This is a genomic window from Oleiphilus sp. HI0043 (assembly GCF_001634935.1).
The window spans coordinates 1-25,795 of the sequence record NZ_LWEY01000335.1 but is presented as its reverse complement, the minus strand read 5'-3'; the positions used below and the strand labels follow the sequence as shown (position 1 = coordinate 25,795).

Below are 25,795 nucleotides of genomic sequence, written 5' to 3'. Positions count from 1 at the left end.
AAGTCACCAAGGAATGAATATCCGCTTATCTCGAAGAAAGGGTTCTGCATCCTATCGGTAATTTCGCAGGAAGACCTCTTCTCCCATATATTGAATCTGCTGATCAATCATTTTCTCAAAAGGCTTCAACAAAGTTTCGCTATCAATATTTTCATCCAATAGGGGCAGCACTTTTGCGACCGCTTCAATTGTTGATAATGAAAACTCATGTGTCGATTTGCGGATACGATAGCGACTTTTCCCGGCATTTAACAGGGCGAGTGTCGGCAAACTTTGCAGCCAAGTATTCACCAAAACCAGCTCCCGGGTATTCCTCCAGGTGCCATCGAGGATAACTAGCGAATCATATTGTTGTAGCGACTTTAAAAGCGGTGAAGCTAGATCGCTCAGATCTAATACAAGATGTTCTTCGTCATCAGATAGCGACTCAGGATACAACAGCAAAGGGCTGCAAGCGCCATGCTTTGCTAGCAAAGAGAAGCATTTTTCTCGGTCAAATCTTAGGCCGTTCAGCACCTCTACGCCAGATAACCCCTGCTGGATTAATGGCACAGTCGAAAGCGGCTTCTTTTGTTCGTCATCGTGCTGAAAAATAATCAGAGTTCTTGTGTTGCTCTGTTTGCTTATCGATGCACACAAGCAAACTTTTTCAGGCCTATTGCACCGTTGACAATACACTCTCGCCATCGCTTATCTTCTTTCAGCCAATAAAAAAGGCAGTGTGAATCATCAAACTGCCTTTTATCAAGTTTTATTAGGCTTGCTCGCCCAGAAGAGAATAACAAATTAGCCAGACGCGAATGAGGATGCCAAGTGTCGCCAACTCCATTTAGAGGTTGCACCGGATAACAGGTACCGCTGCTCATCTATGTCGTAAGCTCCCTTAGGTAAACTGTCTTTAATGCTTAAAACATTTCTATCGCGGTTTACCTCTTTTAGGTCTACCACTTTACCGCACTTCATTGCTCGCTTCTGAGCATCGAGTACAACCATTACTTTCGGTTGTAAGCGGCGATCTTCATTATGCCCGGTTACAATACCCACTTCCTCAGAACTTAGCTCAACCAATGTACCTGTAGGGTATACGCCTACCGCTTCAATAAAGCGCTCAACAAGATCTTTCTGAAAAGCGATATTACGCAGCTCGTATAAACGGGCAACAGCATCATAAGGAGACATACCCAGTTCGTCATCACGCGGTGTAATCAACTCCTGATAATAATCAACCAAACCGGCAATCTTAGCTAACAAAGGAATGCGCTCACCCGTCACACCTTTCGGGTAACCGGTACCATTGTGTCTTTCTTGGTGAAATTCAACAATTGATGCAACGCCAGAAGGTAAACCTTCTATCTCAGTTAGTAACTCGACACTCTTTTCAACATATTGCTGATAGGCTGATAGTTGGCTACTCTCAAGGTCCGGATAGGCATCAAGTACTTTTTGCGCAACTCTAGCCTTACCAATATGCGACAATAAAACACCCAAAGCTAAGGTTTCCAGCATCTCCTTCTTCAAGCCCATATGACGCCCCAAAACTAAAGCCCATATAGAGGATTTCACCGAATGCTGATAACTATAAGCATCTATTTCATTCATTTTAGACAGCCAAACCAGGGCATCGGGATTACGAATAACGCTTTCGACCATACCTTTAGCAACTGACTCGGTTTCTTTAATGCTTACATCACCACCTTGCTCGACAGTGAGAAACACCTGGTCAATCGCATCGTATACATGACGATGAAGCTTTTCTACGCGGGCAACTTCTTTGTTAATGGAGACGCTTGCTTCATAGTGATGAGGAGCTTTGACAACAATGGGAGGGAGTTCTATTTCGGGGTTATTCTCGGAACTTCCAGAGATACCCTTTTTACCTTTTTCAGAACTAGGCACAGCGTGATTCGCATGAACCGTTTTGACCTTTTCTCGCTTCACGTCAACATAAACAAATTTACAGTATTCGCTCAAAGCCTTTACATCGTCATCCATACGAATATAAAAGCCCTGTAGAGGAAAAGGCGTTTCATGCCACGGACAATCCAAGTCCGCGACGAACATGCCTTCCTTCAGCGCATTTACTTCGAGTTTTAAACGATTTGTCGACATGACAATACCTACTAAGCTGGTCTTTTAGTTATCTTCCTTACATTTTTGACAATATCTTCAGGCAACACCACTACGTAGCGTTGGCTTATGTAAGCTCAGGTAACAATACCCGGTTGTTTCTTATCAATGCCAAACCGGTCACACTAGCATCTATTCAAAAATAGCTTTTACACTCTAAATATAGATCAAGATCTAATCAATTAGCAGTTAGATTTGTAACCAAGTAAAGTCGTCCTTCCATCAAATATTAGGCATCCGGGTCACAGACAGAAGAGTGGTTGAATAATTCGGGAACTAATTGCTCAATATCGCCGCCCTTTACCTTCTTGGTAGAGACGATATAAGGCTGCTGAGAACTAAGCAGGTAATCTATATTTATTTTCTTACCGCCTCGTATTTTTTGTGTTCGTTTTGGGCGGCAAGACATGTGAATGAGGACTTCTCCCTCCAAATCCAGAATACTACTTGAGCCCTGTCTATCGGTAATCGTTGCACATAGGGAGTTATTCTCTATCTCTAAGCCACGTCGATTCACATCAACTTCTGAACGACCACAGAAAACAATTCCTTCACCTTGGCGATCACTACAGCGGCGGCCGGGGCCAAACGAGCTGTCAAACAAGTGAACTTTCCGCTCGCTACATTGCGCCTCAATCACTACCGGCATTGGGCGAAGCTCGTCACTTGTCCAACCTTCATAACGAACAGACTGCCAATAAACTCTAAATTGTCTAAGTTCGCCAGCAGAGTTTTCCGCCATAAACCAACCATAATGCGTTTGATAATCTGTGGTTGCACAAGCCGTTAAGAAAGCAAACAGTCCGACTAGTAGCAAGCGGGAGAAACTCTTCATTAGCGCTCTTTTACTCCAAAGCTCAATATTTAAATGGCATTTTATCGCTTAGTTGACTTGATAGCCATCAAGTTAAATGCTTTAAATTCTTGACTAACAATTCTTTTTATTTAAGAATGATTCGCATTACTTTATGGAAACTATATTAGGAATATTTATTTATGGCTCTGTCTCGCTTTATTTGCGTCACCCTTCTAACTCTCTCTTCCTTATTCACGACAACTGTTTCAGCAAGCAGTGAAGAGGTTAACGTATACTCTTACCGCCAGCCCTTTCTGGTTCAACCTATGTTCGATAAGTTTACCGAACAAAGCGGTATTAAGGTTAATGTAGTTTTTGCTAAGAAAGGTTTAGCTGAACGCCTGACTCGTGAAGGACGCAACTCCCCTGCCGATTTAGTTTTCACTGTCGATATTGGCCGTTTAATGGAAGTGACCAACAAAGACTTGGTTCAAGCTGTTGAATCAGAAACGCTACAAAAGAATGTCCCGGTACAATATCGCGACCCAGAAAACCGTTGGTTTGGTTTAACGACACGTACTCGCTCTATCTATGCGTCAAAAGAGCGCGCTAACCTAGCTGACATTCAAAACTATGAAGACTTGAGCAAACCCGTCTGGAAAGGCCGTATCTGTACCCGAAGCGGCAAGCACCCTTACAACCTTGCGCTGATCGCATCAATGATCGCTCATCACGGCGAAGCAGAAGCAAAAACCTGGTTACAAGGTGTAAAAGACAACCTGGCGAGACGTCCTCAAGGAAATGATCGAGCACAAGTAAAAGCAATCAACGAGGGTATTTGTGACCTGTCACTTGGCAACAATTATTATTTCGGCAAAATGTTAAACGACAAAGCACAGGTTGCTTGGGCAAACTCTGTCCACCTAACCTTTCCTAACCAAGGCAACCGAGGCACCCACGTGAATATCAGTGGCGTAGCACTTACTAAACACGCACCAAACAAAGAAAGTGCAATCAAGCTAATGGAGTTCCTAACACAGGACTATGCGCAAAGCCTCTATGCAGAACAAAACTTCGAGTATCCGGTTAATACTAAGGTTGAACCATCGAGCCTGGTAAAGTCTTGGGGTTCCTTCAAGTCAGATACACTGCCACTCGCAGATATTGCTAATCTAAGAAAGCGTGCAGCACAGTTAGTTGATGAAGTTGCCTTCGATGAATAATGACTCTAGATAAGCTAAGGCCATGGCTTTTAGAAAAATAAACTAAAGCGGCACTATGCCGCTTTTCGTTTTTAATGTATCTTGCTCAGCTCGGCGTAACTCGAATACTTTGAAGGTTTATCACTCTTGAATTTCAGACTAAACGCTCAAGAGCGTCCCTGGTTCATTTCATCTTTCATTATCGCAACCCTTATCGGTCTCCCGATTGTTGCGGTGGCTTACCTCGCTCTTTTTCCAGAGGAAAACGCCTGGCCGCACCTGCTTAATACAGTTTTACCTAGTTATCTGAAAAACACGCTGATTCTTATGCTTGGCGTTGGCTCCCTAACTTTTCTGGTTGGAACTGGCTCAGCTTGGCTTATTTCCATGTACGACTTCCCCGGCAAAAAGTGGCTGAGTTGGGCCTTATTACTCCCCTTTGCCGTACCCGCTTACGTCATCGCTTATACCTACACTGATTTTCTGGAATACGCAGGCCCCGTGCAATCAGCGCTTCGAGAGCTATTTGGCTGGAAGACCAGCAGAGATTATTGGTTCCCCGAAATCAGAAGTATGGGGGGAGCTATTATCATGATGTCACTAGTACTCTACCCTTACGTCTACATGCTGGCACGCGCGGCCTTTCTTGAGCAGTCGATTTCCCTCTATCGCATTTCACGCAGTCTAGGCTCTACGCCCTTCCAGTTCTTTTATCGAGTATCCTTACCCATTGCACGGCCCGCTATTGCGGTTGGCCTGTCTTTAGTACTAATGGAGACACTTAACGACTTTGGAACGGTAGATTATTTCGCCGTCCAAACCTTAACAGCGGGTCTTTACGACACGTGGTTGAACATGGGCAACTTGGGTGGTGCAGCACAGATAGCCTTACTAATGATGGCTGTCGTGGTTATTCTTATTAGCTCTGAACGCTACTCTCGACGCAGACAAAAGCAATACCAGTCGCGCAACCAAGGCTCAACCATTCCAAGCCATAAGCTATATGGAATAAGGGCTTATCTGGCATTCGCAGTCGCCTTCTTACCGGTATTGTTAGGGTTTCTGTTTCCCTTCTCACTTCTAACGATTTATGCAGTCAAATACTTTGAAATATCCTGGCACAGCAATTTTATAGAGTACGCACTAAACAGTTTTGTTTTAGCCAGTATTGCCGCCTTTGCCACACTGGTTTTAGGCATCGTACTTACTTACAGCAAACGACTAAATTCCAATAAGCTCACTCAGCACCTGGTCAACTTCTCTAGCCTAGGCTACGCCATACCAGGCGCGGTGCTTGCGATCGGAATTATCATTCCCTTTGCTGCCTTCGATAATACCCTTGACGGTCTTATGAGAGAGCACTTTGATTTCTCAACAGGATTGATTTTGAGCGGTACGGCTTTCGCAATTGTATTTTCCTATTCTGTTCGCTTCTTAGCTGTCTCTTCAGGGTCCGTAGAGTCCAGCCTATCTAAAGTAACACCAAGCATGGACATGGCATCGCGCTCACTTGGCCATAATTATTTATCGACACTATTTAAAGTACACCTGCCCATTATCAAGCGGGGTGCTCTTACCGGCATGCTTGTCGTGTTTGTAGACTGTTTGAAAGAATTGCCTGCTACACTAATTTTACGGCCTTTTAATTTTGAAACACTGGCTACACAGGTTTACCAATTTGCTTCCGATGAGTTACTTGAGCAAAGCGCCTTGAGCGCACTAATCATCGTTGCAGTGGGTATTCTGCCAGTTATATTGTTAGACAAGAGTATTAGCCAAAAGTCCTAAGATACGAAGCAATTAGCAACCCAAACATTCATCGACTTAAGAGAAGTAAATAAGCAATATGAGCATCATCTGGATTTTAGTTGCCTTCATATTTGGCTTCATTGCGAAACAAATCACACTCCCACCCTTAGTTGGTTATCTAATTGCTGGCTTCTTGCTCCATGCAAGTGGCGTTACGCCAGAACCGACACTTGAGATGCTTGCAGACCTTGGCATTACGCTAATGCTGTTTACCATCGGGCTTAAAATTGATTTCAGACAGCTTATGAGGCCACAATTATGGTCCGGAACCTTTATTCATATGAGTGGGTGGATGATACTCCTACTTCCTTTGATAATTCTTTGCACAACTACCCTCAGCCACAGCTTATTTGATCTCAGTTTGTCGCAAAGCGCCATTATCGCTTTTGCTTTTAGTTTCAGTAGCACTGTTTGCGTCATTAAGATTTTGGAAGACAATGCGGAATTAAAATCCAAACACGGTGACCTCGCTGTCGGCGTACTAATCTGGCAAGATATTGCGGCTGTTCTGTTTCTATTCTTTGCAACCGGCAAATCACCAAGCCTTTGGGCATTTAGCTTGCTTGGCCTTTGGTTCCTTCGCCCTTTATTAAAAAGAATGATGGCCTCCAGCGGTCACGGAGAGTTGATCCCACTCTACGGTTTTTTACTTGCACTTGGCGGCCCGGAGCTTTTTGAGCTTGTCGACATGAAGGGTGACTTGGGTGCACTAGTCATGGGCATGCTACTCGCAGGCTTACCTAAATCTAACGAACTCTATAAGTCGTTAATGAGCTTCAAAGACCTCTTCCTAATCTGCTTCTTTTTGTCTATCGGGTTCACCGCGTTACCAACTTTGGAAATGTGGCTCGTCGCCTTAGGCTTGACTATTTTACTCCCCATCAAGTTATTGCTTTTCTTCTTTGTGTTTAATGCGGTTGGCTTACGCTTGCGTACCAGCTTCTTGTCAGCACTCTTGCTAGCCAACTACAGCGAATTCGGGTTGATCGTTGCCAGCTTAAGTGTTGATCAAAACTGGCTAAGCCATGAATGGTTGGTCATCATCGCCCTATCGACAACTCATTCGATGGTATTTAGCTCAATTATTTACAAGTTTGCACATCGAATATACGCAAACAAAAAAGACGCCTTCTCGCGTTTTGAACGTCCTTGTGATACCTCCCAACAAACCTTTTTACCTATCAAAGACAAAGAAGTCTTAATTGTCGGCATGGGGCGTGTTGGAAAAGGCGCTTATCATGAAGCAGAAAGGGATCTCCCCGGGAAGATCTGCGGTGTTGAGCTTGACCCAAAACGGGCACAGGGGTTCAAGGAACAAGGCATTAATATTATATGCGGTGATGGTGATGACATTGAGTTCTGGGAACAGGCCCCATTAAGCGACATAAAACTAATTATGTTAGCCCTGCCTTCAGTCAACGAGATGAAGAACATTATCTATCAGTTGAAGCATACTTCTTATTCAGGAAAAATTTCCGTCATTGCACAATATGAAGACCAACAAAAAGAGCTAATGGGTTTAGGTGCCGATATTGCTTTCAACTACTATGCAGAGGTAGGAACTGGCTTCGCTGAGGAAAGCATCCACTTATTAAAAGGGCAATAAGCTCTTTTACACAACACAAACCAAAATTTTATCGAACACGTCTTTCTTTTTATTCAGGAAGACTTCACTGCGAATAAGACTCTCTATTAAATAATTCTCTCGTGTTGTGACGACACGCGCTAACTTAAAGACCAAAGAGTTCGACTTCGAACTATTCTATTATATAATGATCGCTATTCAACATATTGAGACATTAAAGGAACATTGATCTTATAATGAATAAGGAACAACTGAATCTACTCGAAACACTGGAGAACAAAGGCGATTACGAACAACTAATTACGAATATTAGATTGATTCTACAAAGCGACCGTAAAAACTATGCGCACCCTTATATTAAGCGCTGGTGCGGCATTCGATGGAGAAATATATTTCTAACCGAAGCACTTCAAGACAATATTGCTTTAAAAAAAGCAGATAAAACCAAACTACTTGGCCGCAAAGACAAGCGACCAAACAAACAAAAACTTGCAGAACAGTTTTTGAGGGGCGATGAAATACGGGAATGGAAACTGGAAATCCCCGAATTTAAGAGCACAAATAGAGTTCGTAATACTACGCTAATATTCTCACCCGGTCTGTTGAATGGCATGTTGCCTGTTAGGGCTTTTCAAAACGCCTTCCCTAAAATCCAGGACGAGCTCGGTATAAGGATTATACGAGCAGACAATCACCCTATGCGCGGTTGCAGCTCTAATATTGATGACTTGATCGCCGCGATTGACCACGGTGCCGGATTAGCAGCTGACACAACAACAATCCCACCGTCCGAACAAAAGACACCCGGAGATATATTTTTAATTGGTTACAGCAAAGGTGCTCCCGATATCTACGAACTGCTCGCGCAGCGCCCCGATTTAAAAAACAAAATTCGCTGTATCTATAATTGGGGAGGAGCCATCGGTGGCTCCTATTTAGCGGATGACATATATAACTCGATTAAGAACCTAGACATCCCTAAAGTTGAAAAAGCATTAGCAAGCTTCTTATCGCTCATTTCACCCGCAATAAACCTCAAATCTGGCACGTTTAGACGTATGGATGAATACAATGTAAAAGAGGCGGTATATGATCTGACAACTAAAGCGCGAATGTCCTTCCTAGATCAGAATAGAGAATTATTTGATTCTTTAGACATCCCTATTTTTAACATCACGGGTTCGACAACAGCGCTGGAAGTACCTTATTTTCAAATGCAGGGCGTAATGGAGTTAAACAAATACGACGCTCATAATGATATGCAGCTTACCCAAGCTCAAGCAAAAATAAAGACCGGCATGTCAGCAGATCTAGCCATGTTAAACGCACATCATTGGGATATGTCCTACGATGCATTCCCTAAACTAATGAGATTTGGGTCACCAAACCTAGACCATCCCTTTCCGAAAGAGGCTGCCCTAAAAGCCATGATTAAGCTAGCTATTGAATTAGGCTTAATAGATTAGTAACTAACCAGGAAGGCAAAGGCTGAAGTCAATGCTAACCTCAGCCTTTTTAAAAGATGATCAAGATTAAACGTGAAGCACTTCATCAATTTCATACTCAACGATTCCGCTAGGCACCTGAACGCCTACGGTATCACCTTCTTCTTTACCAATAATCGCTCGAGCGATTGGTGAAGAAATAGAGATTTTGCCTGCCTTGATATCAGCCTCATCATCACCAACAATGTGATAACGAACTTCTTCATCCGTATCGATATTGATCAATGAAACCGTGGTACCAAAAATAACTTTTCCTGTATGAGGGATAGACTTAACATCGATAATCTGGGAGTTTGAAAGCTTACCTTCCAGCTCCTGAATTCGACCTTCTATAAAGCCTTGCTGCTCTCTCGCTGCATGATATTCAGCATTTTCTTTTAGATCACCGTGCTCACGCGCATCGGCAATCGCTTCGATAACCTGTGGGCGCTTTACAGTTTTCAATTCTACTAATTCTTCTTGAAGGGCTTTTTCGCCTTCAACAGTCATTGGAATTCGATTCATCTTCCTTCCTTTATTCTTTTACCATATTTAGTGAGAGCTCTTCTTTCAGTCACGCTTATACTCATCATCAACAAGCAATTAATTCGAGTTATCAAAAAAGAGCCATCTGTATAAACAGCTGAAAAAAATAACCCGAAGCATTAGCTCCGGGTTATAAAATAAACGAGTTTTCTAGTGTAAGTCTTGAAGTCTACGTACGTGCTTCTCAGCACCAAAACGAATAGCTCGTGCAGTTGCATCACCACCAGCAAGAGTCGTACTGTAAGCAATCTTCTTCTGCAAAGCAGATTGTCTGATTTGAGCAGAGTCTGCGATGGCTCGTCTACCTTCAGTAGTATTAACAATCAGGTCAATATCGCCATTCTTAATGGCATCAACAACATGCGGACGACCTTCTTGAACCTTATTAATAGACTCAACTTCCAAGCCTGCCTCTGCTAGCGCTTTCGCAGTACCGGAGGTTGCGACCAAAGCGAAACCAATTTCGTTAAGCAGGCGTGCCACTTCAATTACGCCTTCCTTATCAACTTCTCTCACGCTCAAGAACGCCTTACCGCCGCTCGGCAATACACCACCTGCAGCAATAACTCCTTTAGCAAAGGCTTCATCGAAGGTATCACCGATACCCATAACTTCACCCGTTGACTTCATTTCAGGGCCAAGGATCGGGTCAACAGATGGGAACTTGTTGAACGGGAAAACAGACTCTTTGACACTGAAGTGCTTAGGCACCACTTCCTCGGTAAAGCCCGCCTCTGCCAGGGTTTTACCTGCCATACAACGTGCAGCAACCTTCGCCAATGAAGTGCCAATAGCTTTAGAAACAAACGGTACTGTACGTGATGCTCGAGGGTTAACCTCGATCACGTAAATCAAACCATCCTGATAAGCCAACTGGACGTTCATCAAACCTACAACACCAAGTTCTAGACCCATAGCTTTAACGACTTCCTTCATCTCTTCCTGAACTTCTTGAGACAAGGTATATGGAGGCAATGAACAAGCCGAGTCACCCGAGTGTACACCCGCCTGCTCGATATGCTGCATGATTGAACCAATCACGACATCTTTACCATCACTAATGGCATCAATATCAACCTCAATCGCCGCGTTCAAGAAGTGGTCTAGCAAGACAGGGCTGTCGTTAGATACGCTAACCGCCTCCTTCATGTACTTAACTAGCTCAGCTTCGTTATAGACGATCTCCATTGCACGCCCGCCCAATACATAAGATGGACGAACAACTAGCGGATAACCGATTTCAGTCGCTTTAGTAATCGCTTCTTCATGGCTTCGAACCGTGGCATTTTCTGGCTGACGTAAGCCCAAGCGCTCAATCATTTGCTGGAAGCGCTCACGATCTTCTGCACGGTCGATTGCATCTGGGCTAGTACCAATAATTGGCACTCCAGCTTCTTCTAAACCACGCGCAAGCTTAAGTGGCGTCTGACCGCCATAATGCACAATCACGCCCTTTGGCTTCTCTAGCTGAACGATTTCTAATACGTCTTCCAGGGTAATTGACTCAAAGTACAAACGGTCTGAAGTATCGTAATCCGTTGAAACCGTCTCTGGGTTACAGTTGATCATGATGGTCTCGTAACCGTCTTCACGCATGGCAAAGGCAGCATGAACACAGCAGTAATCGAACTCAATACCCTGGCCAATACGGTTAGGGCCACCACCGATAACAATGATCTTTTCTTTGTCAGTAACCTGAGACTCACACTCTTCTTCATAGGTTGAGTACATGTAAGCCGTGTTCGATGAGAATTCTGCAGCACAGGTATCAACACGCTTATAGACAGGGCGAATATCGAAGCCCTGACGTAGCGTACGCAATTCTTTCTCGGTAATACCAAGTAGCTCTGCCAAACGGTGATCAGCAAAACCCTTACGCTTAAGACGAAGCATCGCTTCAGCAGTCATGTCTGTGCGTGTCATATTCGATACAACACACTCTTCTTCAATCAAATCTTCAATCTGAACCAGGAACCAAGGGTCGATGCCGCTTAGCTTGTAAATTTCATCAACCGACATGCCAGAACGGAAAGCATCACCGACATACCAGATACGCTCGGCACTCGGGTTACGAAGCTCTCGAATCATCTCTGATTTAGCATCTTCAGAAGCCAGATCCAATTTCGGCTCGAAGCCGTAAGAACCGACTTCCAAACCACGTAAAGCTTTCTGTAGCGATTCCTGGAAGGTTCGGCCAATAGACATAACCTCACCTACCGACTTCATCTGTGTCGTTAGAATCGGATCTGCCTGAGGGAACTTCTCGAAGGTAAAACGAGGAATCTTAGTGACAACATAATCGATTGATGGCTCGAATGAAGCCGGCGTTACGCCACCTGTAATATCATTCTGCAACTCATCCAGGGTATAACCAATCGCCAATTTAGCGGCAACTTTGGCAATCGGGAAACCGGTTGCTTTAGACGCCAAAGCAGATGAACGCGATACACGCGGGTTCATCTCGATAACCACCATACGGCCATCTTTCGGGTTCATACCAAACTGGACGTTTGAGCCACCAGTTTCAACACCAATCTCACGCAGTACTGCCAAAGAGGCATTACGCATTATTTGATATTCTTTATCGGTCAGCGTTTGTGCCGGTGCAACGGTAATCGAGTCACCGGTGTGAACACCCATCGCGTCAAAGTTTTCGATAGAACAGATAATGATACAGTTGTCGTTCTTGTCACGAACAACTTCCATTTCATATTCTTTCCAACCAATCAGGGACTCATCAATCAAAAGCTCGTTCGTGGGTGACAGGTCCAAACCACGCTCACAAATCTCTACGAACTCTTCTTTGTTATAAGCGATACCGCCACCACTTCCACCCATGGTGAAAGAAGGTCGAATAATACAAGGGAAGCCTAAAGAGTCTTGCACCTGAAGCGCTTCTTCCATGCTATGAGCAATCGCAGAACGCGGTGTTTCAAGGCCGATTGCCTTCATTGCTTTATCAAAGCGCTCACGATCTTCCGCTTTGTCGATGGTATCAGCATTCGCTCCAACCATTTCAACGTTGTACTTATCAAGCACACCTTCGCGCTCTAGGTCCAATGCACAGTTCAATGCAGTCTGACCACCCATTGTTGGCAACAACACGTCAGGGCGCTCTTTCTCGATAATCTTTTCAACTGTCTGCCAGGTAATCGGCTCGATATAAGTCGCATCGGCCATTGCAGGATCAGTCATAATGGTTGCCGGGTTAGAGTTAACCAAGATAACTCGATAACCCTCTTCGCGAAGCGCTTTACACGCTTGAGCACCTGAATAGTCAAACTCACAGGCCTGCCCGATGACGATAGGGCCGGCGCCTAGTATTAGAATACTCTTTATGTCGGTACGCTTTGGCATTTAATTCTTTCCGTTCTCTAAGAGTTAGGTTGTAAATAGCTAAGGTGCTCACTCACAACAAAATAGGTTCACTTTCAGCAAGTATTTTGCTGACTAAACAACAGTACTAATTACTTAGCACGAGCTCTCATCGTATCGATGAAGCGGTCAAACAAAGGCGCGACATCATGCGGGCCCGGGCTCGCTTCGGGATGGCCCTGGAAACTAAACGCTGGAGTATCCGTGCGTTCAATACCTTGTAAGGAACCATCAAATAGAGACTTATGTGTTGCTTTTAGACAATCTGGTAGTGAACTCTCGTCCACTGCAAAACCGTGGTTCTGACTGGTAATCATCACAGTTTTGTCTTCTAGATTCTGTACCGGATGGTTCGCACCGTGGTGACCAAACTTCATCTTTTCAGTCTTCGCGCCACTCGCTAGCGCAAGTAGCTGGTGACCTAAGCAAATGCCGAATACCGGAACCTTGGTTTCCAGTATGTCTTTGATTGCTGCAATCGCATAATCACATGGCTCTGGATCGCCCGGGCCGTTAGATAGAAACACTCCGTCAGGTGACATAGCCAGTACATCCGCAGCAGGCGTTTTCGCTGGAACAACTGTTAGTTTACAACCACGCTCCGCGAGCATTCTTAGAATGTTATTCTTAACACCAAAGTCATAAGCCACAACATGGAATTCTGTTTCGCTTTGCTCGCCATACCCGTCAGTTAGTGACCACTCAGCTTCTGTCCAAGAGGCCTGTTCAGTGCGTGTCACCTCTTTCGCCAAGTCCATACCTTTTAGACCAGGGAACGACTTCGCAGCGGCTAGCGCCTTTTCTTCACTAATGTCATCACCAGCGATAATGCAGCCATTCTGTGCACCTTTTTCACGCAAGATTCGCGTCAAACGGCGTGTATCAATATCTGCAATCGCGACAATGCCGTTTTCTTCAAGGTATTCGTTAAGAGGCTTTTCTGAACGCCAGCTACTCGCCAATAAAGGCAAGTTACGTATAACCAAGCCTGCTGACCAAATTTTATCTGACTCAACATCTTCGGCATTAACACCGGTATTTCCGATATGCGGATAAGTCAAAGTTACGATTTGTTTTGCATAGGAAGGGTCAGTCAGGATTTCTTGATACCCGGTCATCGCTGTATTAAATACAACTTCCCCGATGGTTTCACCGTCTGATCCAATGGAGACTCCTTTAAAAATGGAGCCATCTTCAAGTGCTAAAATTGCAGGTTTTGTCAACGCCAGTTCCTCGTCGTAATCGGCTAGGAGAGAATAATAAAGATACCGTCTTTAGGCGGGTTTGAAGTGGCCTTCAGAAACTACACGCTAGGTATAAGCGATAAGCATCTGGTCCCCGAGCAGGCATTCAAAGCAGCATTTTCACACAGATAAGTTGCAAAAAAGCGAGACGGAGCTTACCCCACCTCGCTTAAAATTCTTATACTTGCGCGCGCTTCAATGTTAACCCTGCTGATACATGCGGGCTTTGAATAGACAACCACTATTCAAACGGCGGCATTGTACACATTTATGACAATTATGTCTATCAGTGAGAGGCAGTTCATAGCGCATTTTTTAGCCAAGCCACTTATTTCAAATTCAGAACATCTCGCATTTCATACAAGCCAGGCTTCTGACTCTGCAACCAGGCTGCAGCACGAACTGCACCCCGAGCGAAAGACATACGGCTAGACGCTTTGTGAGTAATCTCTACACGCTCACCTTCGCCCAAAAACATCACGGTGTGATCACCGACAACATCACCACCACGAACGGTCGCAAAACCAATAGTTTCTTTATCACGTGCACCGGTTTGACCTTCTCGCCCATAAACCGCAACCGAGCGTAAATCCCGATCCAAACCATCGGCCACCGCTTGCCCCATCGCCAGTGCAGTACCAGAAGGCGCGTCAACCTTATGTCGATGATGAGCTTCGTAAACCTCAACATCGTAGTCGTCACCCAAAATTTCAGCCGCTTTTTGAAGCAGGTTCAGGCAAACATTTACGCCTGTACTAAAGTTGGCAGCCTTACACATTGCCGCAGAAGACTGAGCCAATAACAACTCCTCCTCTTCTTCAACGGTAAAGCCAGTCGTTCCGATAACAATACCCTTACCATGCTCCGCACATAACTTAGCATTTGCCAAGGTCGCTACGGGCGCAGTGAAGTCAATCAAGACATCGAACTGACCAATCACTTCAGACAAGCTACCTGAGACAACAACACCGTTCGCACCCACACCTGCTAACTCTCCAGCATCCGTTCCGACAAGGGAACTTTCTGGGCGCTCAATGGCTGCCGTTAGCTCTGCTTCAGAAGATAGACCCACGGCCTCAATTAACATTTTACCCATTCGACCAGCTGCACCGGTCACTGCAATTCTTGTCACTTTGTTTTTCCTTATTTATAGGCGAATAAACCGGCCCAACTACCTCTACGTCATTCTCGCGCAGATTCTCGTCATTCCCGCGCAGACGGGAATCCATTGTTTTGAACCCACCTCAGGTGCTGGAAAATGCTAGATCATTCTAAATACCATGATTTCCCCGTCGATACCTACTAATTGGGTGTATCTAACTCCGCGAGACAATGGATTCCTGCCTGCGCAGGAATGACGGTGGTGGAGGCAATAATCTAATTAGAACTCGTCATATCATCAAAAAAGCTTTTCACACCTTCAAACCAGGTATGCTTTTTTGGCGCGTGCTTTTTATCACCATGTTTATCTAGCGTATCCTGAAATTCGCGCAATAGGTCTTTCTGCTTTTTAGATAAGTTAACTGGCGTTTCAACAGTCACACGACACATCAAGTCACCAGCTGCACCACCGCGAACAGGGGCAACACCTTTGCCACGCAAGCGGAACATTTTGCCTGTCTGAGTCTCGGCCGGAATCTTCAATTTAACGCGACCATCTAGTGTAGGCACTTCCAGCTCACCACCCAGAGCAGCATCTACCAAGGAAATTGGCACATCGCAATACAAGGTCTTGCCATCGCGCACAAAGATCGGATGCTCTTTAACCGAAACCTGTACATATAAATCACCTGACGGCGCGCCATGCGTGCCCGCTTCACCCTCACCTGCCAAGCGAATTCGATCACCGGTATCGACACCCGGCGGAACCTTAACAGACAAAGTCTTGGTTTCTTCTATCACACCCGAACCGTGACATGAACGACAAGGATCTTTAATCATTGTTCCCTGGCCGCGACAATTTGGACAGGTCTGCTGCACAGAGAAAAAGCCTTGCTGCATTCTGACCTGGCCCGCACCATTACAAGTACCACAATGCTCAGGCTTAGAACCTTTTGCAGCACCCGAGCCATTACAAGGCTTACAGGTCACATGAGTTGGTACGCGAATTTTTACTGTTGTACCCTTAACGGCATCTTCCAAGTCCAAGTCGAGGGTATAACGTAAATCAGCACCACGAGCGCTACGCTGGCGGCCACCGCCACCTCCGCCGCCACCGAAAATATCACCGAAAACATCACCAAAAATATCGCTAAAGTTACCATTACCACCACTAAAGCCACCGCCACCAGCTTGCGGGTCAACACCTGCGTGACCATACTGATCATAAGCGCCACGCTTCTGCTCATCAGAAAGGATCTCATAAGCCTCAGTTGCTTCTTTAAACTTTTCTTCTGCTTGAGCATCATCCGGGTTGCGGTCCGGGTGGTACTTCATCGCCAAGCGTCTGTAGGCCTTCTTAACTTCCTTCGCATCAGCTGAGCGTTCAATACCCAGAACTTCGTAATAATCTCGTTTCGACATATGCAACAACCGTATTCAATAAAACCGTAAATAAAACTCTTCCCCGACCTCTGCCGAAGGATGAATCATTTTGCTAGCGCAGCTCTCAATAGCTCTATTGCGCATTAATACAAACTGACCTAGCAAAATAAACCTGAAGATATGCAAACGCGGAAGGCGATGCTTCCGCGTTCAAACGTAAGCTTTCAAACCAGAAGATTCAAAAATTACGCTATTTAAGTCTCAGAACAGGAGGGGCTACGCCCTCCTATCGACAACTTACTTCTTGTCGTCTTTAACTTCTTCAAACTCAGCGTCAACCACATTGTCGTCCGCTGCGCCAGCTGGCTCTTCTGCTGCACCGCCTTGCGCTGCTGCTTCTGGGCCTGCGCCCGCTGCTGCTTGCTCAGCATACATCTTTTGAGCCAAACCTGATGAAGCTTCAGTCAATGCCTGAGTCTTCGCTTCGATATCTGCCTTATCATCACCCTTAAGCGCTTCTTCAAGGTCAGTAATCGCAGCTTCAATCGCAGTTTTCTCTTCTTCAGTCGCCTTATCACCAGCTTCTTCTAGAGTCTTCTTAGTCGCATGAACAATCGCATCACCTTGGTTACGCGCAGTCACTAGCTCTTCGAACTGGCGATCGGCATCAGCATTTGCTTCTGCATCATTTACCATTTGCTCGACTTCATCATCAGATAGACCAGAAGAAGCTTTAATCACGATAGACTGCTCTTTACCTGTCGCCTTGTCTTTCGCCGATACGTTCAAGATACCGTTTGCATCGATGTCAAAAGTCACTTCGATCTGAGGCATACCACGAGGGCCCGCAGGAATATCTGACAAGTCGAAACGTCCCAAAGATTTGTTCTGAGCCGCTTGCTTACGCTCACCCTGTACAACGTGAATCGTTACAGCAGACTGGTTATCTTCAGCCGTTGAGAAGATCTGGGACTTCTTACTTGGGATAGTCGTGTTCTTCTCGATCAATGCTGTGGCTACGCCACCCATTGTTTCGATACCCAAAGTTAATGGCGTAACGTCTAGTAGCAGTACGTCTGTTACGTCACCAGCCAATACCGCAGCCTGGATCGCTGCACCCATTGCTACCGCTTCGTCTGGGTTAACGTCTTTACGTGGCTCTCTGCCGAAGAACTCTTCAACCTTCTTCTGAACCAAAGGCATACGAGACTGACCACCAACCAAGATAACGTCGTCAATTTCTGAAGCGCTAAGACCTGCATCATTCAATGCAGTCTTACAAGGCGCTAAACTACGTTCAACCAAATCTTCAACTAGCGACTCTAGCTTCGAACGCGTCATTTTCACGTTAAGGTGCTTAGGACCTGACGCATCAGCCGTAATATAAGGAAGGTTTACATCTGTCTGTTGCGCACTTGAAAGCTCAACTTTTGCTTTTTCAGCCGCTTCTTTCAAACGCTGCATCGCTAGAGGATCACCTTTAAGGTCGATACCGCTATCTTTCTTGAACTCATCAGCCAAGTAATCGATTAGCGTCATATCGAAATCTTCACCACCCAAGAAGGTGTCACCGTTAGTCGCTAATACTTCAAACTGCTTCTCGCCATCAACGTCAGCAATTTCGATGATAGAAATATCAAAAGTACCACCACCCAAGTCATAAACAGCAATTGTTGAATCGCCTTTGCTCTTATCTAAACCGAACGCTAGTGCTGCTGCAGTTGGCTCGTTGATAATACGCTTAACATCTAGACCAGCAATTTTACCGGCATCCTTAGTTGCCTGACGCTGAGAATCGTTAAAGTAAGCAGGAACTGTAATTACCGCTTCAGTTACTGACTCGCCTAGAAAGTCTTCAGCCGTTTTCTTCATCTTCTTCAAGATTTCTGCAGAGATCTGAGGTGGCGCTTTCTTATCGCCCTTAACTTCTACCCACGCATCACCATTGTCAGCTTTAGAAATGGTGTAAGGCACCATTGAGATGTCTTTCTGTACAACTTCATCTTCAAAACGACGACCAATTAAACGCTTGATCGCAAACAAAGTATTAGTCGGGTTCGTTACTGCCTGACGCTTAGCTGGCTGACCAACCAAGATTTCGTTATCGTCAGTGAATGCAATGATTGAAGGTGTGGTACGATCGCCTTCTGCATTTTCAATAACTTTTGGCTTTTCGCCATCTAGCAATGAAATACATGAGTTAGTTGTACCTAAGTCAATTCCGATTATTTTGCCCATTGATTTACTCCCGTTCTCTAATTTCTAAATTCTGTTGGTAAGGCTTAATGGCTTTTTTCATCTTAAGCCTTAGCGCCTATATTTTTGGGTTAACGCTTATATTTGGCCGAAATTTCCATTTTCAAGCTTTAAACCATTATTTTGTACTTTTTTTGTGCGTTTATTTGGATACAACAACCATTGCCGGTCTGACCAAACGACCATTCAAGGTATAACCTTTCTGCATTGCTGCAATCACTGTATTTGGCTCTGCATCCGGCGCAGGAACCATTGACATCGCCTCGTGCAACGTTGGATCAAATGGGTGACCAACCGGGTCAACCTGCTCCAGATTAAACTTCTGCACGCCACTCAAAAACATCGAAAGCGTCATTTCTACACCTTCGCGCAAGGTCGTCATTTCATTACCCGCTGCAACTTCCGCCTCTACCGCTTTCTCTAAGCCGTCGATGACAGGCAATAATTCTTTGGCAAATTTTTCCAAAGCAAATTTATGCGCTTTCTCTACATCCTGCTCTGCTCTGCGGCGAACATTCTGCACTTCAGCTTTGGCACGAATTGCCTGATCTTTAAGATCTTCAATTTGCTTCGCCAAAGACTCAGCCTCAGCCTGCCAATCCTTGCCATCTGCCTCAGCATTCTGCTCAGGGCCACTAGTTTCGACTTCTTCCTGAGCAGCTTCCACAGCCTCTTGAGCTGCCTCTACAATATGCTCTTCATTTGAATTATTTTCGTTTTCTACGCTCACCTGCGCCTCCACTGACCACAACTCTGCTATTTCGCTTATCAATCTCAAAACAGCAGTTAATCAAACTAATTAACGTTACGCAGCACATGCTGCACACCCTGACATAGCGACTTTCAAATGCTCTACGTGCACTTAAGCATCGCCAGTAATAAATAAGTTGGTGCCTATATGGGGGCCACTCTGAAAAGTTTCAAGTCACCACCAAGTTATTTTTTAACTGCATTTAATCTCGGCCTGAAAGAATAATATTTATCTTTACCAACTGGTTATAGATACAGTAATATTTAGCAAATTTTGATTTGCATATCCAGACACGGAAAAATAACCATGCTTAGCCAACTCAAAGTCTCCAACTTCGCCATCGCTGACCACCTGGAAGTTTTATTCAACAACGGCATGACCGTACTCAGCGGAGAAACCGGAGCTGGTAAATCAATTATTCTCGACGCATTAGGCTTGGCGCTTGGCGACAGGGCTGATACGAGCATGGTGCGTCACGGAGAGCCCAAGGCTGAAATTTCTGCAGCCTTTGAGTTAGACAAACACCCCAAGGCACTTGAATGGCTTAAAGACCACGACCTGGAAGAAGGCGAGCAATGTATATTGCGCAGAGTCATCACAGCCGAGGGCCGCTCGCGCAGCTATATAAATGGCCACCCTAGCCCTCTACAGAATTTAAAATCAATTGGCGAGCTACTGATTGATATTCACAGCCAACACGAACACCAATCCTTACTTAACAAAGATAACCACCGGGTGATTGTCGACAACTTTGGCCAACTACAAAGTACCTCAGACAAGGTTTCCAGCGCTTTTAATAAATGGTCAAGTCAAGCTAAGCACCTATCTAAACTTGAAAACAACCAGGATGAGATTACTGCCCGCATTCACCTCATTACCTTTCAACTTGAAGAGCTCGAGGCACTGGGCCTACAAGAAGGTGAAGTTGAGCAGCTCGAAAAAGAGCAATCCCAGCTAGCAAATGCAGAACTGCTTTTGAGTAGAGCACATGAAGCTCTAGCGTTATGTTCAGAGGGTGATGCTAATGCCGCCAGCATGGTTTCTTCAGCCTCCTCATCACTACACAACCTACCCAGCGAAAATCATGAGATTAGTGAAGCACTCAACATGCTGAATGAAGCGCAAATCCAAATTGAAGAGGCAGGTAGTAATTTACGCCATTTTATCGACTCATTTGAACTCAACCCAGCACGCCTGCAAGAAATCGAAGAACGCCTAAGCACTGCTTACCAGTTAGCAAGAAAACACCGCTGTGAACCCACTGAGCTGTTAACCATACAAAACAAACTCAGCAAAGAACTACATGACTTTAATAATGGCGACCAAAATCTGGAGCAACTGCAAGCTGAAGTAATCGAATTGGAAAACACTTACCGGGCCTTAGCTGAAACGCAGCGTCAGAAGCGTATAAAGTGTGCCAGCTCTTTAGAAAAGAAAATATGTGAGCAGCTAGCATTGATGGATATGAAGTCAGTGAAGTTCTGCGTCAGCCTAACACCTCTCGATAACAGCAAGGTAAGCCAGCACGGTCTGGATACCGTCGAATTCCTGATTAGCACCAATCCTGGACAGCCCCCCAAAGCCATCAACAAAGTTGCCTCAGGCGGTGAGCTGTCCCGAATCAGCTTAGCGATTCAAGTCATTGTCGCTCAAAACTCGACCATTCCAACACTGGTTTTCGATGAGGTGGATGTAGGCATTGGCGGCGGCACAGCACAAATTGTTGGCCGACTACTCAAATCGCTAGGCAAGAATGGACAAATCATTTGCGTTACCCACCTGCCACAAGTTGCCTCACAAGGTGACAACCATTATTTCATTAGCAAGAAATCAATTGACGGAAAAGTTAGCTCTTCGATTGACTTGCTTAATAAGAAAGCCAGAACCGAGGAAGTTGCTCGCATGCTAGGCGGTATTGAAATGACCGAGCAGACACTTGCTCATGCCAGGGAGATGTTGGAGACCGCATAAAAACTATAAACCACCGAGAACACTGAGCAACTTTCAGCCTTCACAGAGAAAAGCTTTTAAGACTTTTCTTTTTTCTCGGTGAAGCGTAGCGCCCTGTATCCTCTGTGGTTAATTATTCTTTATAAAAAAAGCCGCCTCAAAGAGCGGCTTTAGAAAACACAGTAATATCAAATCTTACTTCTTGGGACGAACATACAGCGTAAGGTTGTGATCGACTAATTCATAACCATGCTCTTCTGCAATTTCATGCTGACGCCTTTCAATAACAGGGTCTAGAAACTCAATAACTTTACCGCTTTCGGTATCGACCATATGGTCATGATGATCATCTTTCGCCAACTCGAATACCGCATGTCCACCCTCAAAGTTATGACGCAAGACCAGACCGGCAGCCTCAAACTGGGTAAGTACACGATAAACGGTCGCCAAACCTACATCATCACCCGATTCCAATAAAGCCTTATAGACATCTTCCGCACTCATATGGTGCTCATCAGCTTCTTCCAAAAGCCCCAATACTTTTAATCGTGGTAAGGTAACTTTCAAACCAACTTTTTTTAACTCTGAGTTGTCTGGCATGATTTATTTGTAATCCTATTCACAGCGTTTGCACGAATCAGGTATCATGCCTCGCTATAATGTTAGTTTCTTCTTTACAACATACTTTGCTTGCGTTTCGCCTATCTTCATAAAGATCAGCCGAAAACATTGTAAAGCAAAGATAATGGAATTCAAAAATTAGATGCAAAAGTTTTTAATTATTATTCTCACCGCTTTAAGCATAAGCGCCTGTAGCTTTCCTGGCGTTTTCAAAATCAATGTCCAGCAAGGCAACATCATCACCCAAGACATGCTCGACACATTAAAAGCAGGTATGACTAAAAAACAGGTTCACTTCGTATTAGGTGCTCCCGTTCTAGACAACACCTTCGATACAGAACTCGAAAACTACGTATACACCTATCAAGTTGCGGGCGGTGAAATCGAGAAACAAACCATAAAAGTCTACTATAGCCAAGGCGTGTACCAACGCTACGAAGGCACACTACTTGAGAGCAACCCAGCATATTAAGCGCTCTATTTAGTCTTTCTTTGCCGCCCGATTTAAGCGAGCCTGTTTAGGGTCGATCATTAATGGGCGGTAAATTTCAATACGATCCCCTTCTTTCAGCTCCTGCTCCAGTGGTTTACGAACCGCTTTACCAAATATTCCCATATCGGCCTTATCGAAATCTATCTCAGGAAAAACCTTATCAATTCCCGAGTTTTTTGCCCCATCAAAAACGTTGGTACCCGGCTTCACCTCGACTGTTAGTATTTTCTGCTTATCAGGCGCGGCATAGGCAACTTCTATTTGGATCATATTTTCCATTATTTACGTTTCCTTAACGATATAATTGATTTGCACGTTCACAGAACGCATCAACCATCGAGTTAGCTGCCTGATTAAATACCTTGGCAAAGGCCATTTTTGCCAAATTTTGTTTAATCTCAAAATCGAGCGTAAGTTCAACCTTACAAGCTCCTTCTTTCAGGTGAATAAATTCCCAGGCGCCTTTTAAATAGCTGAAAGGTCCCTCCACCAGGCTCATAATAATTCTGCCATCTTCAGACAAGTCGTTACGCGTGGTAAACGACTGCTTCAGCGCGCCCTTTTGAACCTCAATGCTCGCCAACATATACTCCGATTCAGACTCCAAGACCTGCGAGCTTGAACACCAAGGAAGAAACTGCGAGTAAGCCGCCACATCATTTACCAGTGCACTCATACGCTCAGCAGAGTGCATAACCAAGGCACTACGATTAATACTTAAAGACATTCACATCACCCTAAACTATCTTACCTCTATTGTACCCGCCAAGACCGTGGTCGCCTAGCCTCAATAAAAACACGCAACATAAATTTTCAGAAGGCTGGCACAAATGACTGAAACATGGTGTAGAATGGTTCATTTTTATAGCCCTAGAAACGTTTAGGTCTATTTGTACGAGATAGTGATAACAATAGATATATGGCCAAGAAAAAACCAAAACAACTGCCAGGCACCATTGCTCTCAATAAGAAAGCTAAACACGACTACCATATTGAAGAAAAGTTCGAAGCCGGACTCGCTCTAACAGGGTGGGAAGTCAAAAGCTTAAGAGAAGGCAAAGCTCAGCTTACGGATTCACACGTATTCCTAAAAAACGGTGAAGCCTGGCTTCTTAACGTCTATATCACACCGCTAACGTCAGCGTGTACTCACGTTATCGCTGAACCAACGCGCCAACGAAAGCTATTGCTACATAAAAAAGAAATCGCAAAGATAAATGCCAAAATGAACCAAGCTGGACACACCTGTGTTGCATTGGCGCTTTATTGGAAAGGAAACCACATCAAATGCGAGATAGCACTGGCCAAAGGTAAGAAAGATCACGATAAACGAGATGCCGAGAAGAACCGTGACTGGGATCGCCAGAAAGCACGTATTGTTCGAGAACACGTAAAATAAATAGGCTTGCCTTGTATTCCCAACAAGCGCCCCTATATAATGACTAACAATTAAATTACGGCATAAGCGACAGTTGCTAAAACACTGGCCGGGACTCGACGTAGTCGAAGCCAAACGCTTAATCTTGGTAAAAGTTACGGGGACGACATGGGCTTATGCCTGTTTTGTCTCAAATTGAAAGCCAATTTCTTGGCCTTCAAAAGGCATAAGCGACAGCGGCTCCGCCCGCTGGCCGGGACTCGACGCAGTCGAAGCCAGACGCTTAATCTTGGTAAAAGTTACGGGGACGACATGGCTTCGACGCTGGTAACAAAACCAAAGGTGCATGCCGAGTGTATAGTGGCACTCGTACTCCAATCGCTATAACTCATAGTTGCAAATGATGACAACTACGGTGCTCAACTAGCTGCGTAAGCAGTGAAAAAGCACTTTTAGGGCTACGGCCCTAACGGTCTTTAGCAAGGTGCCTGTATCGCGCTAATGACTGTCACTCAGAACAGGATCGCCAAGCGGCTTACTCAGGGTCGTTTCGTTAAACTTTACTGAGCTCGCCAACCACGTCCTGCCCGTTGGGCTGTGGAAGGTTAAACTAATTAACGGATTCTAAGCATGTAGAGCCGATGGCAGAGTGCTGACGGACGCGGGTTCAATTCCCGCCGTCTCCACCAAAAGCTGGTTCATCAAGAACCAATAAAGTAGGGAAGTAACCATAAGTTTAGCATTTGCTAAAATTATGGTTCACAGGGAAGCATAAGTTTGGCAACAACCGGACAAATGCAACCCTTTCTAGACTGAAAAAGCTCATTTAATCATAGCGTTATGATTCAATGAGCTTTACTTTTTAATATCTATGATTTGCGAACCTTTTTTTAATCCTTCGACCCGCCCTCAATAAGCATTTCTGATTTGTAAACCTGAAGAAACAGAGCTAACTCATTATTCTTAGTAGATTTAAACCAGAAAGGATCGTGCACTGAGCCCGCATAAATAACAACAATTAGAAATAAATAACATACCAAAGCCAATGCCAAGGGCCGATTAGTTCCAAGAGCTCCCATAGCAAACAGCAGAGATACGATAAAAGAAGACACACTCCATAAGGAAAACAAGAAACACAGATAGACCTTGTTGATATTCCAGCTTCGTAGATACCAAAATTTGAACAGCCTCAAATTGCGTGTGCGCTGCGAAGATTGTCATCACGAGCGTTTGGTCGCTTTCAGCTGCAAACGGAGTGGTTTCTGCCCTAGTTGTGGCGCTCGGCGGATGGCGGAGAGTGCCGCACTTTTGGTGGATGAAGTATTTCCCGCAGAGCCTATTCGCCAATGGGTGCTGAGTTTTCCTTTCCAGTTGCGCTTTTTGCTGGACCGTTACCCGGAGCTGATGGGCAAGGTCTTGAGCATCGTTTACCGTACACTCTCAACTGTTCTGCGCAACTAAATCAGGACACTTTTCTTAAAGAGTTTTCGTACTCGATTGGCGACATATCTTCGTTAGAAGTATGGAGCCGCTCTAAGTTGTAATAACGCATGTAGTCAGCCACATCATTTCTCATATGCTCTCTCGTTGGCTGGGGCACTTTCAAAACCCAGTCATGCTTTAAGCTTCCAAAGAACCGCTCCACAACAGAGTTATCCCAGCAAGCACCTACATCCCCCATGCTAGCTCTGATG

At 44.9% G+C, this 25,795-nt stretch carries 21 protein-coding genes, 1 other RNA gene and 1 pseudogene; 9 read left to right on the top strand and 14 right to left on the bottom strand.

Translation table 11 applies throughout. The annotated features are described in order from the left end of the window. Positions 1–51: 51 nt before the first annotated feature. From A3729_RS04615 to A3729_RS04605, 3 genes are all read right to left on the bottom strand, one after another. On the bottom strand, positions 52–687 hold the full coding sequence (locus A3729_RS04615) for a tRNA-uridine aminocarboxypropyltransferase (protein ID WP_068508958.1): 636 nt from the start codon (positions 685–687) through the stop codon (positions 52–54). Between the two features lie 99 nt (positions 688–786). Continuing rightward, entirely contained in the window at positions 787–2,109 is a 1,323-nt protein-coding gene (locus A3729_RS04610; protein ID WP_068508956.1) for an HD-GYP domain-containing protein, read from the bottom strand. Between the two features lie 247 nt (positions 2,110–2,356). Further along, positions 2,357–2,962 (bottom strand): hypothetical protein, encoded by a 606-nt coding sequence (locus A3729_RS04605; protein WP_068508954.1) that lies wholly within the window; start codon positions 2,960–2,962, stop codon positions 2,357–2,359. A gap of 161 nt (positions 2,963–3,123) precedes the next feature. On the opposite strand from A3729_RS04605, the gene A3729_RS04600 reads away from it, so the two are divergent. From A3729_RS04600 to A3729_RS04585, 4 genes are all read left to right on the top strand, one after another. Then, positions 3,124–4,146: a Fe(3+) ABC transporter substrate-binding protein gene (locus A3729_RS04600; RefSeq protein WP_156490469.1), complete on the top strand. Its 1,023-nt coding sequence runs from the start codon at positions 3,124–3,126 to the stop codon at positions 4,144–4,146. A gap of 126 nt (positions 4,147–4,272) precedes the next feature. Then, positions 4,273–5,913 carry an iron ABC transporter permease gene (locus A3729_RS04595; protein WP_068508952.1) on the top strand — a complete coding sequence of 547 codons (1,641 nt, stop codon included), beginning with the start codon at positions 4,273–4,275 and terminating at the stop codon, positions 5,911–5,913. Between the two features lie 58 nt (positions 5,914–5,971). Further along, entirely contained in the window at positions 5,972–7,540 is a 1,569-nt protein-coding gene (locus tag A3729_RS04590) for a cation:proton antiporter family protein (RefSeq protein WP_197470067.1), read from the top strand. A gap of 215 nt (positions 7,541–7,755) precedes the next feature. Further along, a complete protein-coding gene (locus A3729_RS04585; protein ID WP_068508950.1) occupies positions 7,756–8,985 on the top strand; it encodes a hypothetical protein in 1,230 nt (409 codons plus the stop codon). 66 nt (positions 8,986–9,051) lie between these two features. Here A3729_RS04585 and greA read toward each other — a convergent pair whose 3' ends face one another. The 7 genes from greA to grpE form a co-directional block, all read right to left on the bottom strand. Then, positions 9,052–9,528, bottom strand: a complete 477-nt coding sequence (greA, locus tag A3729_RS04580; RefSeq protein WP_068508948.1) for a transcription elongation factor GreA — start codon at positions 9,526–9,528, stop codon at positions 9,052–9,054. A gap of 171 nt (positions 9,529–9,699) precedes the next feature. Beyond that, positions 9,700–12,906 (bottom strand): carbamoyl-phosphate synthase large subunit, encoded by a 3,207-nt coding sequence (gene carB, locus A3729_RS04575; protein ID WP_068508947.1) that lies wholly within the window; start codon positions 12,904–12,906, stop codon positions 9,700–9,702. Positions 12,907–13,016: 110 nt separating this feature from the next. After that, positions 13,017–14,147 (bottom strand): glutamine-hydrolyzing carbamoyl-phosphate synthase small subunit, encoded by a 1,131-nt coding sequence (gene carA, locus A3729_RS04570; protein ID WP_068553352.1) that lies wholly within the window; start codon positions 14,145–14,147, stop codon positions 13,017–13,019. A 349-nt stretch (positions 14,148–14,496) separates the two neighbouring features. Continuing rightward, complete coding sequence (gene dapB / locus A3729_RS04565) at positions 14,497–15,300, bottom strand: 4-hydroxy-tetrahydrodipicolinate reductase (RefSeq protein ID WP_068511692.1); 804 nt, start codon at positions 15,298–15,300, stop codon at positions 14,497–14,499. A gap of 245 nt (positions 15,301–15,545) precedes the next feature. Beyond that, complete coding sequence (gene dnaJ / locus A3729_RS04560) at positions 15,546–16,691, bottom strand: molecular chaperone DnaJ (RefSeq protein WP_068514048.1); 1,146 nt, start codon at positions 16,689–16,691, stop codon at positions 15,546–15,548. A 258-nt stretch (positions 16,692–16,949) separates the two neighbouring features. After that, on the bottom strand, positions 16,950–18,890 hold the full coding sequence (gene dnaK / locus A3729_RS04555; RefSeq protein WP_068514045.1) for a molecular chaperone DnaK: 1,941 nt from the start codon (positions 18,888–18,890) through the stop codon (positions 16,950–16,952). Between the two features lie 160 nt (positions 18,891–19,050). Further along, positions 19,051–19,638, bottom strand: coding sequence for a nucleotide exchange factor GrpE (grpE, locus tag A3729_RS04550; RefSeq protein WP_082865342.1), 588 nt, complete (start codon positions 19,636–19,638; stop codon positions 19,051–19,053). 327 nt (positions 19,639–19,965) lie between these two features. On the opposite strand from grpE, the gene recN reads away from it, so the two are divergent. Continuing rightward, positions 19,966–21,630 (top strand): DNA repair protein RecN, encoded by a 1,665-nt coding sequence (recN, locus tag A3729_RS04545; RefSeq protein ID WP_068514043.1) that lies wholly within the window; start codon positions 19,966–19,968, stop codon positions 21,628–21,630. Positions 21,631–21,804: 174 nt separating this feature from the next. Here the strand turns inward: recN and fur are convergent, their stop codons facing one another. After that, complete coding sequence (gene fur / locus A3729_RS04540) at positions 21,805–22,209, bottom strand: ferric iron uptake transcriptional regulator (protein WP_068514042.1); 405 nt, start codon at positions 22,207–22,209, stop codon at positions 21,805–21,807. A gap of 163 nt (positions 22,210–22,372) precedes the next feature. Between fur and A3729_RS04535 the strand changes: the two genes are divergently transcribed. After that, positions 22,373–22,702: an outer membrane protein assembly factor BamE gene (locus tag A3729_RS04535; protein ID WP_068514039.1), complete on the top strand. Its 330-nt coding sequence runs from the start codon at positions 22,373–22,375 to the stop codon at positions 22,700–22,702. Positions 22,703–22,711: 9 nt separating this feature from the next. On the opposite strand, the gene A3729_RS04530 is transcribed toward A3729_RS04535, so the two are convergent. Together A3729_RS04530 and A3729_RS04525 are read right to left on the bottom strand one after the other, a co-directional pair. Beyond that, entirely contained in the window at positions 22,712–23,002 is a 291-nt protein-coding gene (locus A3729_RS04530; RefSeq protein ID WP_082865264.1) for an RnfH family protein, read from the bottom strand. Positions 23,003–23,015: 13 nt separating this feature from the next. Continuing rightward, positions 23,016–23,450, bottom strand: coding sequence for a type II toxin-antitoxin system RatA family toxin (locus A3729_RS04525; RefSeq protein WP_068553707.1), 435 nt, complete (start codon positions 23,448–23,450; stop codon positions 23,016–23,018). A 192-nt stretch (positions 23,451–23,642) separates the two neighbouring features. Between A3729_RS04525 and smpB the strand changes: the two genes are divergently transcribed. From smpB to A3729_RS30490, 3 genes and pseudogenes are all read left to right on the top strand, one after another. Beyond that, entirely contained in the window at positions 23,643–24,122 is a 480-nt protein-coding gene (gene smpB / locus A3729_RS04520; protein ID WP_068514034.1) for an SsrA-binding protein SmpB, read from the top strand. A 282-nt stretch (positions 24,123–24,404) separates the two neighbouring features. After that, positions 24,405–24,790: a transfer-messenger RNA gene (ssrA, locus tag A3729_RS04515) on the top strand. Between the two features lie 505 nt (positions 24,791–25,295). After that, positions 25,296–25,553 (top strand): annotated as a pseudogene (locus tag A3729_RS30490) (transposase zinc-binding domain-containing protein); the annotation flags it as partial. A 10-nt stretch (positions 25,554–25,563) separates the two neighbouring features. Here A3729_RS30490 and A3729_RS04505 read toward each other — a convergent pair. Then, positions 25,564–25,795, bottom strand: a 232-nt coding sequence (locus A3729_RS04505; RefSeq protein WP_156497664.1) for an integrase core domain-containing protein, incomplete at its 5' end; no start/stop codon positions are given.